Origin of the sequence: Sphingomonas sp. (genome assembly GCF_017745215.1) — a bacterium.
GTDB lineage: Bacteria > Pseudomonadota > Alphaproteobacteria > Sphingomonadales > Sphingomonadaceae > Sphingomonas.
In genome coordinates, this window is the sequence record NZ_JAGHZV010000008.1 from 32,514 (window position 1) to 46,644 (window position 14,131).

Annotated in this window: 14 protein-coding genes; 13 read left to right on the forward strand and 1 reads right to left on the reverse strand. The window is 69.0% G+C overall.

The window, feature by feature from the left end; genetic code table 11:
• The first annotated feature begins 25 nt into the window (after positions 1 to 25).
• The 4 genes from J7495_RS09935 to J7495_RS09950 all read left to right on the forward strand — a co-directional run bounded on the left by J7495_RS09935 (position 26) and on the right by J7495_RS09950 (position 3,997).
• Positions 26 to 1,546 (forward strand): serine protease, encoded by a 1,521-nt coding sequence (locus J7495_RS09935; protein ID WP_294056335.1) that lies wholly within the window; start codon positions 26 to 28, stop codon positions 1,544 to 1,546.
• Positions 1,543 to 1,701, forward strand: a complete 159-nt coding sequence (locus J7495_RS09940) for an AtzG-like protein (RefSeq protein ID WP_294056336.1) — start codon at positions 1,543 to 1,545, stop codon at positions 1,699 to 1,701. The genes J7495_RS09935 and J7495_RS09940 overlap by 4 nt, the downstream gene beginning before the upstream one ends.
• Positions 1,698 to 3,023: an AtzE family amidohydrolase gene (locus J7495_RS09945; protein WP_294056337.1), complete on the forward strand. Its 1,326-nt coding sequence runs from the start codon at positions 1,698 to 1,700 to the stop codon at positions 3,021 to 3,023. Before J7495_RS09940 ends, J7495_RS09945 begins: the two co-directional genes overlap by 4 nt.
• 74 nt (positions 3,024 to 3,097) lie before the next feature.
• Positions 3,098 to 3,997: an IS1595 family transposase gene (locus J7495_RS09950; protein ID WP_294056338.1), complete on the forward strand. Its 900-nt coding sequence runs from the start codon at positions 3,098 to 3,100 to the stop codon at positions 3,995 to 3,997.
• A gap of 44 nt (positions 3,998 to 4,041) precedes the next feature.
• On the opposite strand, the gene J7495_RS09955 is transcribed toward J7495_RS09950, so the two are convergent.
• The gene (locus J7495_RS09955) at positions 4,042 to 4,902 is read right to left on the reverse strand and encodes a hypothetical protein (RefSeq protein ID WP_294056339.1); all 861 of its coding nucleotides are present in this window, start codon (positions 4,900 to 4,902) and stop codon (positions 4,042 to 4,044) included.
• A gap of 280 nt (positions 4,903 to 5,182) precedes the next feature.
• Between J7495_RS09955 and J7495_RS09960 the strand changes: the two genes are divergently transcribed.
• From J7495_RS09960 to uraH, 9 genes are all read left to right on the forward strand, one after another.
• Entirely contained in the window at positions 5,183 to 6,532 is a 1,350-nt protein-coding gene (locus J7495_RS09960; protein WP_294056340.1) for an NCS2 family permease, read from the forward strand.
• On the forward strand, positions 6,532 to 8,100 hold the full coding sequence (locus J7495_RS09965) for a gamma-glutamyltransferase family protein (RefSeq protein ID WP_294056341.1): 1,569 nt from the start codon (positions 6,532 to 6,534) through the stop codon (positions 8,098 to 8,100). Before J7495_RS09960 ends, J7495_RS09965 begins: the two co-directional genes overlap by 1 nt.
• On the forward strand, positions 8,094 to 9,326 hold the full coding sequence (locus J7495_RS09970; protein WP_294056342.1) for an allantoate amidohydrolase: 1,233 nt from the start codon (positions 8,094 to 8,096) through the stop codon (positions 9,324 to 9,326). The genes J7495_RS09965 and J7495_RS09970 overlap by 7 nt, the downstream gene beginning before the upstream one ends.
• 37 nt (positions 9,327 to 9,363) lie before the next feature.
• Complete coding sequence (locus tag J7495_RS09975; RefSeq protein WP_294056543.1) at positions 9,364 to 10,545, forward strand: alanine--glyoxylate aminotransferase family protein; 1,182 nt, start codon at positions 9,364 to 9,366, stop codon at positions 10,543 to 10,545.
• Between the two features lie 104 nt (positions 10,546 to 10,649).
• Positions 10,650 to 11,531 (forward strand): allantoinase PuuE, encoded by an 882-nt coding sequence (puuE, locus tag J7495_RS09980; RefSeq protein WP_294056343.1) that lies wholly within the window; start codon positions 10,650 to 10,652, stop codon positions 11,529 to 11,531.
• The gene (gene hpxZ / locus J7495_RS09985; protein ID WP_294056344.1) at positions 11,528 to 11,908 is read left to right on the forward strand and encodes an oxalurate catabolism protein HpxZ; all 381 of its coding nucleotides are present in this window, start codon (positions 11,528 to 11,530) and stop codon (positions 11,906 to 11,908) included. Before puuE ends, hpxZ begins: the two co-directional genes overlap by 4 nt.
• Positions 11,905 to 12,384: a 2-oxo-4-hydroxy-4-carboxy-5-ureidoimidazoline decarboxylase gene (gene uraD, locus J7495_RS09990; RefSeq protein ID WP_294056345.1), complete on the forward strand. Its 480-nt coding sequence runs from the start codon at positions 11,905 to 11,907 to the stop codon at positions 12,382 to 12,384. Before hpxZ ends, uraD begins: the two co-directional genes overlap by 4 nt.
• On the forward strand, positions 12,381 to 13,796 hold the full coding sequence (locus tag J7495_RS09995) for an NAD(P)/FAD-dependent oxidoreductase (protein ID WP_294056346.1): 1,416 nt from the start codon (positions 12,381 to 12,383) through the stop codon (positions 13,794 to 13,796). Before uraD ends, J7495_RS09995 begins: the two co-directional genes overlap by 4 nt.
• Positions 13,793 to 14,131, forward strand: a complete 339-nt coding sequence (gene uraH / locus J7495_RS10000) for a hydroxyisourate hydrolase (RefSeq protein WP_294056347.1) — start codon at positions 13,793 to 13,795, stop codon at positions 14,129 to 14,131. The genes J7495_RS09995 and uraH overlap by 4 nt, the downstream gene beginning before the upstream one ends.

Genomic DNA, 14,131 nt, shown 5'->3' on the forward strand with positions numbered 1-14,131 from the left:
TCGAGCGAAGGGATTTCGGGTCGCGATGCGTCGGTTGCTTTGGCTGCTTTGGATGATGCTGGCCGCGCTCGGCCTGGGCGCGGCGCCGGCGCATGCCGACGACATCTCGGCGGCAGGCCGCGGCGTGGTGCGCATCGTCACCATCGCCACCGTCGGCGACGAAGTGGTCGGCTTCGGCTATGGCAGCGGCTTCGCGGTCGCGCCCAACCGCGTCGTCACGAACTTCCACGTGATCGAGCTCGCGACGCGCTATCCCGACAATGTGCTGATCGGCGTCGTCCCCTCCGAAGGCGACAAGCCCTATCAGGGCAAGCTGATCGCGGTCGACCGCGACCATGACCTCGCGCTCGTCGAATTCTCGGGCGGCCGGCTGCCGCCGCTCACCCTGTTCAGCGGGCCGGTGCAGGAGGGCGATTCGCTGATCGCGCTCGGCTATCCCGGCAACGTCGACCGCGCGGTGGCGAAGAGCGGTGCGGACTATATCACGCCGCAGTCGCCGGTGCGCTCGCAGGGCAATCTCTCGGGGCTGCGCACGCTCGACGGCACCAGCGTGCTGCTCCACACCGCGAGCATCGCGCACGGCAATTCGGGCGGGCCGCTGCTCGATCGCTGCGGGCGCGTGCTCGGCGTCAATTCGGCCGTGACCAACACCGAATCGGGCGATTCGACCTTCGGCTTCGCGATCGCCGAGAGCGAGCTCGGCGCCTTCCTCGAGTCCGCCAAGCAGAGCTATGCCAAGGTCGACGTGCCCTGCACGAGCATCGAGGAGCAGCTCCAGCAGGACCGCAACGCCGACGAGGCGGCGAAGCTCCAGGCCGACGAAGCCGCGCGCCAGGCCGCCGCGCGCGCCGCGAGCGAACGCCAGTCCGCGCTCGAGCAGGCGCGCGCCAATGCCGAGAACACGCGCGAGAACTACATCTTCATCGCGATGGCGATGCTGGTGTTCGGCGGGCTGTGCATCGGCGGCGCGGGGCTGCTCTATTCGCGCGAGCGCCAGCGCGAGGCGATGTGGGTTGGCGCGGGGGGCGTGGTGCTGTTCATCGGCGCGGTCGCGCTGTTCCTCAGCCGGCCGAGCTTCGACGAATCGAAGATCGTCCCCGTCGCCAGCGCCACGGGTGCGGCGGCGCCCGCCGCGGCGGTGCTCGGCAAGCAGGTCTGCACGATCGTGCCCGAGCGCAGCCGCGTGACGGTGAGCAACAACCCGCAGGTCGAGCTCGAAGTCGGTGCCGACGGCTGCATCAACGGCAAGACGCAATATGCCGAGGACGGCGCACGTTGGCAGCGCATCCTGGTGCCCGAGCAGGAGCAGACCGTCTCGGTGCTCGACTACGATCCGGCGAGCGGCACCTACAGCAACACGCGCTACCTGCTCTCGGCCGAGCAGATGAAGCGCGCGCGCGAGCTTCGCGCCGCGGTGGTGCTCAAGGCCTGCTCGGCCGACCAGGCAGCGCGCGGCAACCTCGTCACCCAGCAGCAGCAGATCCGCGCGGCGCTGCCGCAGCAATATAACGAGAAGCTCGTCTACCATTGCGCGCCGGCGCGATGAGCGCGGACCGCGACGCGCTGGAGGCAATGCTCGCGCTCGCCGCGATCGGGCTGCCCGAGGAATGCGTGCCGGGCGTGAAGGCGAACCTCGAGCTGCTCGCGAGCCATTGGCGCAACGTCGAGGCGTTCGAACTGCCGGCGGACGAGGCCGAATGAGTCTGTTCGCGATCGCTGAGGCGGTCCGCATCGGCGCGAGCAGCGCCGTCAACGAGGTCGACCGGGCACTGGCGCGCATCCGTGACGCGAACGGCACGCTCAACGCCGCCACCCGGCTGCTCGCCGATCGCGCCTTCGCCGATGCCGATGCGATCGACCGGCGGATCGCACTGGGCGAGGACGTCGGGCCGCTCGCGGGCGTGCCCTTCGGGGTCAAGGACCTGTTCGACGTCGCCGGGCTGCCGACCACCGCCGGCGCAGGCATGCGCCGCGACGCCGCGCCCGCCACGCGCGACGCCGAGGCGGTACGGCGGCTCACGGCCGCGGGCGCGTTGCTCGTCGCGACGCTCAACATGGACGAGTACGCCTATGGCTTCGCGACGGTGAACGCGGCCCATGGCACCACGCGCAACCCGCACGATCCGGCGCGGCTCGCGGGTGGCTCCTCGGGCGGCTCGGCGGCGGCGGTGGGCGCCGACCTGCTGCCGCTGACGCTGGGATCGGACACCAACGGATCGGTGCGCGTGCCCGCGAGCCTCTGCGGCATCCACGGGCTCAAGCCGACCCACGCCAGCTTGCCGATGCAGGGCGTCTTCCCCTTCGTCGACAGCTTCGACGACATCGGGCCGTTCACGAAGCGCGCGGACGAGCTCGAGCTGGTCTGGCGGATCCTGGGCGGCGCCGGCACCGCGGCCACCGCCTCCCCGCGCGCGGCGAGGCTCGGCGGCTGGTTCCTGGCGGACTCGGACCCCGACTTCGTCCCCGCGCTCGACGCGATCGGCGAGTTGCTCGGCGGCCTCCCCGAAGTCGAGCTGCCCGAAGTCGCCCGCGCGCGCTCGGCCGCCTTCCTGATGACTGCCGCGGAGGGCGGCGCCTTCCATTTGCCGACGCTGCGCAGCCGCGCGCTCGAATACGACCCCGCCACCCGCGACCGGCTGATCGCGGGCGCGCTGCTGCCGCACGCGGCCTATGCCGCGGCGGAGGCCTTCCGCGCCTGGTTCCGCGCGCAGGTGGCGGCGCTGTTCGAGCGGTTCGACGTGCTGGTCGCGCCCGCCGCGCCGTGCGTCGCGCCGCTGGTCGACGATCCGGTGATCGAGGTCGGCGGCCAGCGCGTCCCCGCGCGCGCCAACCTGGGGATGCTCACCCAGCCGATCAGCTTCATCGGCCTGCCGGTGGTGACCGTGCCGCTCCGCCGCCCGGGCCAGCTCCCGCTCGGCATCCAGCTGATCGGCCGCCGGGGCGACGAAGCGACGCTGTTCGCGCTGGCCAAGCAGCTCGAGGCGGTGGGGATCACGGGGTATTCGGCACCCCGTTCCGCCTAGGTTCCGTCGGCGGGTTGCAAAATAGGGCAATTATCCCCTTGCGACATGTAAACGTTTGTGGTACACAATCGGGCATGACGAAAACCAGAGCCCCCACGCTCCGCGAGTTTCAGGACCGCTTTCCGACCGAGGAGGCGTGCCTGGATCACCTGTTTCAGGTTCGCTACGGCGCCGACTTCGATTGTCCGGGCTGCGGGCGCGAGGCGCGCTATTCGCGTGTGGCGAAGCGCCGTTCGTACCAATGCCAGTGGTGCGCGCACCAGATTTACCCGACTGCCGGAACCCCCTTTGAGCGCACGCGCACGCCGCTGCGCGACTGGTTCTTCGTGATGTTCCAGTTCTGCGCCTCGCGGAACGGCGTGGCGGCGAAGGAAGTCGAGCGGCAGCTTGGCGTCACCTACAAGACCGCTTGGCGCATGTGCCACGAAATCCGGAAGTACATGGGCGAGGTCGATGGCAGCGGGCCCATCGGCGGCGATGGCAAGATCGTCCAACTCGACGAAACCTTTGTTGGCGGGCGCTTCGATCGCGGCAAGCGCGGCGGCGATCCGGCAGAAGGCAAGGCTATCGTGTTCGGCATGCTCGAATGCGGTGGCGCTGTGGTTACGGCGCTCGTTCCGAACCGCACGCGAGGCACACTTTTCCCGCTGGTGAAGGCGACGGTCGCGCCGCGATCGCTGCTTCATACCGACGAATATCGGACCTACATCACGGTGGGGAACATGGCGGGAATGGCGTACACGCATGAGGCGGTGAACCACCGGATGGGCGAGTATGTGTGCCGCCGCACTGGTGCGACCGTGAACGCCCTTGAGGGGTTCTGGGCATCGCTCAAGCGGGGCATCAACGGTACGCATATCCATGTCAGCTCGAAGCATCTGCCGAAGTATCTCGGGGAGTTTGAGTATCGTTGGAACATGCGTCAGATGCCCCATCTGATGCTGCCTCGCCTGATGGCCTCTTTCGCTCGATAGGCGGCGCCATCGCCTCTAGGAGGCGGTCAAACCGTTCGTTGGGATCATTCATCAGAAGCCCCTCCTTTCCGGAATGGCAGGTTTTTGAGCCACTGTTCCGCCTGACCATTCGACACATGCAAATCTCTGTAGCTGTCGCGCTTACCCCAGTCATGGGCACGCATATTGTAGGTGCGCACATTCAGGTTTTTGTTGGCGGAGCACATGCTGATCGTGTCGATCTCAAAGGCTATCCAATGCGACTTATCGATCAAAAGCAGCGGCTCATTTGCCACAAGCTCGTCAACGTCACTGCTGTTCTGCCGGCCCCACACATTCAGCAAACCGTCAACGGCAGACTGTCGCAACGCCTTCGTGAAATCGAGCCATTTTGCGTCTTGATGGTCTGTCGGCCAGCCAGCGCCGATCGCCAGGTTACGCAAATCAAGCAGTGGAATACGTTCATTGGCTATCGCTCCCGCGCGCGAAACCTTGGTTTCAACGGATGCAGTCACCCGCGCTACAGCGCGCAATCCTAATACGGTTCGAATCCGCTCGATTATCATGACCACAAGACCGCGCGCCTGATGTGTCGGATCACTTTTCAACTTGGCAGTTTCGCGCATCTGGCGCGCAGACCACAGCACCACCACAATCCAGAGGCCGAGCAAAACGGATGCCCAAGGCAGAACGTACGCGGCTTTGGTCATTGCGGCCAACATGACCCATTGATTATCTGACCAAGCCTTGGCGATCGGGTTAGAGGCGCTGCTCGCGATCTCGAGAAGGAAAAAATACCCGGTGATAAGCGCGCTAGGTACCCAGACAATGAATTTATGAATGAGTTCCCAAGTGTGCCGATGCATGCGCGCGATCTCGCCCCCGCCGACTCGCAGTTCGCGACCGGCCTCATTGGAGGCGACCAACTACTAGATTTAACGCTACATGTCCAAAGGGGATAGGTGCCCAAAATAGGAATTGAGGCGCGAGCCTGCCTGCCGCTCTTTCGCATCGTCGATCCGCACCCGCGCCCCCTTCGAGCCGACGCGCACTCGCTCATGCCGAACAGCGGTTTCTCGCATGATTGGTGTCAACCGTGTAAACTGTATTATTCAAATAATACACTCGCCTTCTTGCTCCAGGGACTCTTTTCATGCCGCACCCGCCCGCTATGCTCGCGGGCAACGAGCTTGCGGGGGCGCAACCATGACCGACACCGAGGAACCGACGCTGGGGCCGCTCGACCGGCGCTTCGAGCTCAGCGCGCGCGGCACCGACGCGCGCACCGAAGTGCTGGCGGGCGTCACCACCTTCCTCACCATGGCCTATATCGTGCTGGTCAACCCCGCGATCCTCGGCGAGGCGGGGCTGCCCGTTGCGGCGGTGGCGGCGGCGACCTGCATCGCGGCGGGGTTTGCGAGCATCCTGATGGGCCTCGCCGCCAACATGCCGCTCGCGCTCGCGCCGGGCATGGGGCTCAACGCCTATTTCACCTACACCGTCGTGCTCGGCATGGGCGTTCCCTGGCCGGTGGCGCTGGGCTGCGTGCTGATCTCGGGCGTGGCCTTCCTGCTGCTCACCGTCGCGGGCATCCGCCAGCTGATCATCGCCGCGATCCCGCAGCACCTCTTCGCCGCGGTCGCGGGCGGGATCGGGCTGTTCATCGGCTTCATCGGGCTCGAGAACGCCAGGATCATCGTCGCCAGCCCCGCCACCCTCGTCACGCTCGGCAATCTCCACGCGCCGAGCGCCTGGCTCGCGCTGCTCGGCCTGCTGGTGATCGCGGTCCTCGCCGCCTGGGGCGTGCGCGCGGCGATCCTGATCGGCATCGTCGCGACCACGCTGGTCGGCTGGCTCGCCGGCGCGGTGAGCTTCCACCCGCAGCCCTACGACCTCGCCGCCATCTCGCAGACCGCCTTCCACCTCGACCTCGCCGGGGTGTTCGGCCTTTCGGGCAGCCACGGCCTGGGGCTGTTCGAGATCCTCTTCGTCTTCCTGTTCGTCGACCTGTTCGACAACATCGGCACGCTCGTCGGCGTCACCAAGCGCGCCGGGCTGATCGACGCCAACGGCAAGGTGCCCCGGCTCAACCGCATCCTCCTGACCGATTCGATCGCGACGATCTTCGGCGCGCTGATGGGAACGAGCACGGTGACCAGCTATGTCGAGAGCGCCGCCGGCGTGCAGGCGGGCGGGCGCACCGGCCTCACCGCGGTGGTGACCGGCGTGCTCTTCCTCGCCGCGACCTTCCTCGCGCCCTATGCCCAGCTCGTGCCCCTCGCCGCGACCGCGCCCGCGCTGATCCTCGTCGGCGGGCTGATGATGGCGCCGCTCGCCGAGATCGACTGGGCCGATGCCGAAGCCGCCGTGCCTGCCTTCCTCACCGTCGCGATGATCCCGCTGACCTTCTCGATCGCCAACGGCCTCGCCTTCGGCATCACCGCGCATGCGCTGATCAAGCTGATCCGCGGCAAGATCGGCGGCAAGGACTGGCTGCTGCTCCTGCTCGGCGCGCTGTTCGTCGCGCGCTTCGTCTGGCTCTCGGCGGCGGGCTGATGCAGAAGACCGTCCGATACGCGCGCGGCGTGGTGACCGCGCCGCACCATCTCGCCAGCCAGGCAGGGCTGAGCGTGCTGCAGGAGGGCGGCACCGCGGCCGATGCGGCAGTGGCGGTCGCGGCGACGCTGGCGGTGGTCTATCCGCACATGACCGGGATCGGCGGCGACAGCTTCTGGCTGGTCAGCGAGCCAGACGGCACGATCCACGCGGTCCATGGCTGCGGCGGCGCGGCACAAGCGGCCACGCTCGAGCGCTACGCCGGGTACGACGCGATCCCCACGCGCGGGCTGCTCGCCGCGAACACCGTCGCGGGGACGATCTCCGCCTGGGAGGCGATGCTCTCGGCCAGCCTGCTCCCGCTCGACCGCGTGCTGCGCGACGCGATCCACCATGCCCAGTCCGGCGTCCCCGTGACGCGCAGCGGCGCCGACATCGTCGCGACAAAGGGCACCGAGCTCGCCGCCCAGCCCGGCGACTGGAGCGCGATCTACGGCGAGGTGAGGAAGGGCGACCTGCTCTACCAGCCCGCGCTGGCGCGGACGCTGCGCACGCTCGCGGCCGAAGGGCTTCGCAGCTTCTACACCGGCAGCGTCGGCGCCGCGATCGCCGCGGACTTCGCCGAGCTCGGCGGGCTGGTCACCGCCGACGACCTCGCGGCACACAGGGCCGAGCGCCCCGAGCCGCTCCACCGCCGCATCGACGGCGCGCGGCTCTACAACAGCGCGCCGCCGACGCAGGGCTTCGCCTCGCTGATGATCCTCGCGCTCTACGACCGGATCACCGCAACGGCGGCGGACGGCTTCGACCATGTCCACCGGCTGGTCGAAGCGACCAAGAGCGCCTTCATGATCCGCGACGACGTGGTCGGCGATCCGCGCTACATGCCGGGCTATGTCAATCTGCAGGCCATGCTCGATCACAATGGCTGGCTGGAGCAGCGCACCAGCGCGATCGACCTCGAGCGCGCCCTGCCCTGGCCGCGCCCCGCTTCCGCCGGCGACACCTGCTGGTTCGCCGTCGCCGATGCCGAGGGGCGTGTCGTCAGCGCGATCCAGAGCGTCTATTTCGAGTTCGGCTCGGGCGTCACCCTGCCGCGCACCGGCATCACCTGGCAGAACCGCGGCAGCAGCTTCCGCCTCGCGCCCGACGGCTGGAACGCGCTGATGCCCGGCCGCAAGCCCTTCCACACGCTCAACCCCGCGCTCGCCGAGTTCACCGACGGGCGGATCATGGCCTATGGCACGATGGGCGGCGAAGGCCAGCCGCAGACCCAGGCGGCGATCTTCACGCGCTACGCCCACCACGGCGTCGAGCTGCAGGACGCGATCACGCGCCCGCGCTGGCTGCTCGGCCGCACCTGGGGCGAGGCGAGCGTGACGCTCAAGATCGAGGACCGATTCCCGCCGCCGCTGATCGAGCAGTTGCGCGCGGCGGGGCATGACGTCGAAGTGGTGGGCGGGTTCAGCCAGATGATGGGCCACGCCGGCGCGATCGTGCTCCACCCCGACGGCAGCTACGAAGGCGCGACCGATCCGCGCAGCGACGGCGCGGTGGCGGGATGGTGAGCGGCGCGCGAGCGGTGGCGCGATGCGACGAACTCGGCGCCGCGCCCTACAGCGACGCGCCCGACCTGCTGTTCCGCGCCTATCTCACCCCCGCCTTCGCCGCCACCCAGCGCGCGATCGCGGGCTGGATGCAGGAAGCGGGGATGCAGACCCGCATCGACGAGGCGGCGAACCTGGTCGGCAGCTACGAGGGCATCGGCGACGCGCCGCCGCTGATCCTCGGCAGCCATATCGACAGCGTCCGCGACGCCGGCCGCTACGATGGCCCGCTGGGCGTGATGCTCGCGATCGAAGCGGTCGACGCGCTCCACCGCGCCGGGCGGCGGATGCCCTTCGCGATCGAGATCTACGCGTTCGGCGACGAGGAAGGCTCGCGCTTCCCCGCCTCGATGCTCACCAGCCGTGCGGTCGCGGGGACGCTCGACCCTGCGACGCTGGAAGTCGAAGACGTCAAGGGCCTGTCGCTCGACGAAGCGCTCGCCCCCTTCGAACTGTCGACGCTGCGCTTCGCCCGCGCCGCGCACGGGCCCGCGCTCGCCTATTTCGAAGCGCATATCGAGCAGGGCCCGGTGCTCGAGGCCCATGGGCTGGCGGTGGGCGTGGTCACCGGCATCGCCGGGCAGCTGCGCTACCGGTTCACCGTCACCGGCATGGCCGGGCATGCGGGCACCACGACGATGCCGCTCCGCCACGATGCCCTCGCCGCCGCGGCCGAGATGGTGCTCGCCGCCGAGCAGGTCGCGCGCGAGGCGGCGTCGGACCTGGTGGCGACGGTCGGCCGCCTCACGGCTGCGCCCGGCGCGCCCAATGTGATTCCGGGGAAGGTCGAGTTCACCCTCGACGTCCGTTCGCTCGACGCCGGCCGCCGCGACGCTGCGGCGCGCACCATCCTCGCCGAGTTCGACGCGATCGCGGCGGCGCGCGGCGTCGCGCTCGTCGGCGAGCAGGTCAACGACCTTGCCGCCAGCCCCTGCGATCCGGCGCTGATGGACCTGCTCTCGGCGGCGGTCGCCACCGCCGGTCGACCCGCGTTCCGCCTCCCCTCGGGCGCGGGGCATGACGCAATGACGATGGCCGCGCTCTGCCCCACCGCGATGCTGTTCCTCCGCTGCCGGGACGGCATCAGCCACAACCCCGCCGAGCATGTCGACGCGCAAGACGCCGAGATTGCGCTACAGGTGATGCTCGGCTTCATCGAACGGCTTGGAGACAGCGTTGCACCCTGACCTATTCGGCGAGATCGATCCCCCGCAGCGGCTGCTGATGGGCCCCGGCCCGGTCAACGCCCACCCCCGCGTGCTGCGCGCGATGTCGGCGGACCTGCTCGGCCAGTTCGACCCCGAGATGACCGGATACATGGAGCAGGTGATGGCGCTCTACCGCCCGATCTTCGGGACGGAGAACCGCTGGACCTTCCTGGTCGACGGCACTGCGCGCGCCGGGATCGAGGCCGCGCTGGTCAGCCTCGTCGCGCCCGGCGACACGCTGCTGGTGATCGACTTCGGCCGTTTCGGGCTGCTGCTCCGCGAGATCGGCGAGCGGATCGGGGCGAGGGTCGAGATGCTCTCGGTGCCGTGGGGTGAGACCGTGCCGATGGACCAGGTCGCCGCCGCGATCGAGCGGACCGGGCCCAGGGTCGTCGCCTGCGTCCATGGCGACACCTCGACCACCATGGCGCAGCCGCTCGACGGGCTCGGCGACCTCTGCAAGGCGGCGGGCGCGTTCTCCTATGTCGACGCGACCGCGACCATCGGCGGCATGGCGATCGCCGCCGACCGCTGGAGCGTCGACGTCGTCACCGGCGGGCTGCAGAAGTGCTTGGGTGGACCCCCCGGCTCGGCACCGATCACCGTATCGGATCGCGCGGCCGGGCACATCTTCGCGCGCCGCCATATCGAGCAGGGCATCGCACGAGCCGATCTGGCGAACGGCACCGGCGCCCGCATCGGCTCCAACTATTTCGACCTCGCGATGGTGATGGACTATTGGAGCGAAAAGCGGCTTAATCACCACACCGAGGCGACGACGATGCTCTATGGCGCGCGCGAATGCGCCCGCGTCGTGCTCGGCGAGGGTCTGGAGGCGCGTTACGCGCGTCACGCGGCAGCCGGCCGCGCGGTGGTCGCGGGCGCAAGGGCCCTGGGACTGACCGTGTTCGGCGACGACCGTTTCCGCATGACCAACGTGACCGGCATCCTGATCCCCGAGGGCGTCGACGGCGAGGCCGTGCGCCGCCGGATGCGCGAGGATTTCGAGATCGAGATCGGGACCAGCTTCGGCCCGCTCCAGGGCCGCGTGTGGCGGATCGGCGCGATGGGGTACAATGCGATGAAGCACAAGGTGCTGATCACGCTGGGCGCACTCGAAGCAGTGCTGCGCGCGGAGGGCTTCGCCTGTCCCGCGGGTGCCGGCGTGGATGCGGCGCTGCGGAGCTACCACGGATGATCGTTTCCATGCCCGTCATCCCGGCGAAAGCCGGGACCCAGGGTTGCAGAAGACGTCGCTCGCGGCCCTGGGTCCCGGCTTTCGCCGGGATGACGGTGTAGCGGATGACCCGCGACCTCGTCGGCTACGGCCCCAATCCCCCCGACCCTCGCTGGCCGGGCGGGGCGAAGGTCGCGGTTCAGTTCGTGATCAATTACGAGGAAGGCGCCGAGAACAGCACCCTCAACGGCGACGAACGCTCGGAAGGCTTCCTCTCCGACATGGTCGGCGCCGCTACCCATCCTGCACGCGCGATGGCGATGGAGAGCCTCTACGAATATGGCTCGCGCGCCGGTTTCTGGCGGCTCCACCGCCTCTTCGCCGAGCGACAGGCGCCGGTCACCGTCTTCGGCGTCGCGCAGGCGATGGACGCCAACCCCGCCGCGGTCGAGGCGATGCTCGCCGCCGGCTGGGAAGTCGCGAGCCACGGCTATCGCTGGATCGACTATCAATCGATCCCCGAGGCGGTGGAACGCGAGCACGTCGCCAGGGCGATCGAGATCCACACCCGCCTCACCGGCAGCCGCCCGCTCGGCTGGTACCAGGGCCGTACCTCGCCCAACACTGCGCGGCTGGTCGTCGAGGAGGGCGGCTTCGTCTATGACGCCGACAGCTATGCCGACGACCTGCCCCATTACGACCGCCGGCATGGCCGCGCGCAGCTGATCGTCCCCTACAGCCTCGACGCCAACGACATGAAGTTCGTCGCGCTCAACGGCTTCACCGAGCCCGACCAGTTCTTCCGCTATCTCCGCGACACCTTCGAGCAACTCCGCGCCGAGGGCGGTCGGATGATGTCGGTGGGGCTGCACGGCCGCATCGCCGGGCGGCCGGCGCGCGCGCTCGCGGTGGCGCGCTTCCTCGACCATGTGATCGCCAGCGGCGACGCCTGGATCGCGCGCCGCATCGACATCGCGCGCCACTGGCTGGCGGAGCATCCGGCATGACGCTCAACGACCCCGCCATCGTCGCCGAAGTGACCGCCGCCTTCCACGAATACGAGCGCGCGCTGATGGCCGACGACATCGCCGCGATGGACCGGCTGTTCCATGCGAGCGAGTTCACGGTCCGCTACGGAGTCGGCGAAGTCCTCTACGGGATCGAAGCGATCCGCGAGTTCCGCAAAGGCCGCGGCGGCTCGCCCCAGCGGCGCCTCGGCCGGGTCGCGATCGCCACCTATGGCAGCGACTTCGCCACCGCGAACGCCGAATTCTTCCGCGAAGGAATCGACAGGCGCGGTCGGCAGAGCCAGGCCTGGGTGCGCTTCGACGACGGGTGGAAGGTGGTCTCGGCGCATGTCTCGATCGAAGGGGCAACATCGTGACGCGGCTCGAGGATCGCGAAGCCTTCATCGCGCGCTATTCGGCGCTGTTCGAGCACAGCCCCTGGGTGGTCGAGCGCGCCGCCCAGCGGCTGCCGCTGCCGAGCCTCCACGCCGGGCTGATGCGCGTCGTCGCCGACGCCACGCCCGAGGAGCAGCTGGCGCTGATCCGCGCGCACCCCGAGCTCGCCAGCAAGGCCGCGGTCGACGGCACCCTCACGCAAGCGAGCGCCGCCGAACAGGCCAGCGCCGGGCTCGACCGGCTGACGCACGCCGAATTCGACCGCTTCCACGCGCTCAACACCGCCTATCGCGACAAATTCGGCTTCCCCTTCATCGTCTGCGTCCGCCTTTCCAACAAGGCCGGCATCCTCGCCGCGATGGAACGCCGGCTGGGTAACGATCGCAATGTTGAGGTCGCCGAAGCGCTGTACCAGATCGGCGAAATCGTCCGGCTGCGGCTGGAGATGATCGCATGAGCCTGGCCGAACTCGAAGCGCGCGTCGCGCACGACCTCGCCTGCCTCAACTGGGGCGAAGCCGACTGGCTCGCACCGCAGTCCGATACCCACGACGTCGTCATCATCGGCGGCGGCCAGAGCGGGCTGGGCGCCGCCTTCGCGATCATGCGCGAGCGGATCGGCAACGTCCTGATCCTCGACGAGAACCCATCCGGTTACGAAGGCCCCTGGGACAGCTACGCCCGCATGGCGACGCTGCGCACCCCCAAGCATCTCACGTCGATCGATCTCGGCGTCGGTAGCCTCACCCCGCGCGCCTGGTGGGAAGCGCAGCACGGCGCCGAAAGCTGGGCCGAACTCGGCAAGATCCCGCGGCTCGAGTGGATGGCGTACCTCCGCTGGTACCGGCGTGTGCTCGGGCTGCCGGTGCGCAATGACGCCAGGGTCACGCTGATCGAGCCGCTCGGCGGCCGCTTCCGGCTGCACCTTGGCGATGGCACCAGCCTGCTCGCGCGCAAGGTCGTGCTCGCCACCGGCATCCAGGGCGGCGGCCATTGGCACATTCCGCCGATGATCGCCGAAGCGCTGCCGCGCCACCGTTACGCGCACACCAGCGAAGCGATCGACTTCGCGAGCCTCGCCGGCAAGCGCGTCGCGATCCTCGGCGGCGGCGCCTCGGCGTTCGACAATGCCAGCACCGCGCTCGAGGCCGGCGCGGCGCGCGTCGAGGTGCACATGCGGCGCAGCGAGATGCCGCGCGTCAACCCGATCCGCTTCATGGAAGGCGCCGGCATGATCCAGCGCTATCCCGCGCTCGACGACGCCGGCAAGTACGACGTGATGAAGAGCTTCTTCGGTCGCGCGATGCCGCCGACGACCGACATGTTCGAGCGCGCCGCCGCCTTCCCCGGCTTCGCGCTGCGGCTCGGCAGCCCCTGGCTCGACGTCGTCGAGACGCCCGAAGGCGTCCGCGTCTCCACGCCCAGGGGCAGCTTCACCTGTGACCAACTGATCCTCTCGACCGGCCTCGTCACCGATCCCGCGCTCCGCCCCGAGCTCGCGCTGGTGCAGGGCAGGATCGCGCGCTGGGGCGACCGCTTCACCCCGCCGCCGGGCAGCGCTGACCCGGTGATCGACACGCATCCCTATCTCGGCCCCGGCTTCCAGCTGCTCCCGCACAAGCCCGAGGATGCCGACGCGCTTCACGGGCTGTTCGCGTTCAACTATGCTGCGGTGGTCAGCCTCGGGCTGTCGGCCTCGGCGATCTCGGGTCTCAGGCACGCATTGCCGCGGCTGGCGACGGGGGTCGCGGACCAGCTGTTCCTCGACGAGCGCGAGACGATCGTCGCCGCCTATCACGCCTATGCGGTGCCCGAATTCACCGCCGAATGGCGCGACGAGACGCCCGGCGAGACAGGAGAAGCCGCATGACCAGCCTCAGCACGCATGTGCTCGACACCGCGCACGGGCGCCCCGCCGCGGGTGTGAAGGTTCGGCTCTGGCACGATGGCTCGCTGCTGTTCAGCGGCGCGACCAACGACGATGGCCGCTGCCCCGAGCTGATCGCCGACAAGCCGCTGACGCCGGGCACCTACACGCTGGAGTTCTCGATCGCCGACTATTTCCGGGGCCTCGGCATCGCGCTCGCCGATCCGCCGTTCCTCGATCTCGTCGCGATCGAGTTCGGCATCGCTGAGGCGGGCGGTCATTATCACGTACCGCTGCTCGTCTCGCCCTATGGCTATTCGACCTATCGGGGGAGCTGA

Bases quoted from the DNA above. Each gene is read 5' to 3' on its own strand.
- J7495_RS09935 (WP_294056335.1), top strand. From the start codon at position 26: ATGCGTCGGTTGCTTTGGCTGCTTTGGATGATGCTGGCCGCGCTCGGC.
- J7495_RS09940 (WP_294056336.1), top strand. From the start codon at position 1,543: ATGAGCGCGGACCGCGACGCGCTGGAGGCAATGCTCGCGCTCGCCGCG.
- J7495_RS09945 (WP_294056337.1), top strand. From the start codon at position 1,698: ATGAGTCTGTTCGCGATCGCTGAGGCGGTCCGCATCGGCGCGAGCAGC.
- J7495_RS09950 (WP_294056338.1), top strand. From the start codon at position 3,098: ATGACGAAAACCAGAGCCCCCACGCTCCGCGAGTTTCAGGACCGCTTT.
- J7495_RS09960 (WP_294056340.1), top strand. From the start codon at position 5,183: ATGACCGACACCGAGGAACCGACGCTGGGGCCGCTCGACCGGCGCTTC.
- J7495_RS09965 (WP_294056341.1), top strand. From the start codon at position 6,532: ATGCAGAAGACCGTCCGATACGCGCGCGGCGTGGTGACCGCGCCGCAC.
- J7495_RS09970 (WP_294056342.1), top strand. From the start codon at position 8,094: ATGGTGAGCGGCGCGCGAGCGGTGGCGCGATGCGACGAACTCGGCGCC.
- J7495_RS09975 (WP_294056543.1), top strand. From the start codon at position 9,364: ATGGGCCCCGGCCCGGTCAACGCCCACCCCCGCGTGCTGCGCGCGATG.
- puuE (WP_294056343.1), top strand. From the start codon at position 10,650: ATGACCCGCGACCTCGTCGGCTACGGCCCCAATCCCCCCGACCCTCGC.
- hpxZ (WP_294056344.1), top strand. From the start codon at position 11,528: ATGACGCTCAACGACCCCGCCATCGTCGCCGAAGTGACCGCCGCCTTC.
- J7495_RS09995 (WP_294056346.1), top strand. From the start codon at position 12,381: ATGAGCCTGGCCGAACTCGAAGCGCGCGTCGCGCACGACCTCGCCTGC.
- uraH (WP_294056347.1), top strand. From the start codon at position 13,793: ATGACCAGCCTCAGCACGCATGTGCTCGACACCGCGCACGGGCGCCCC.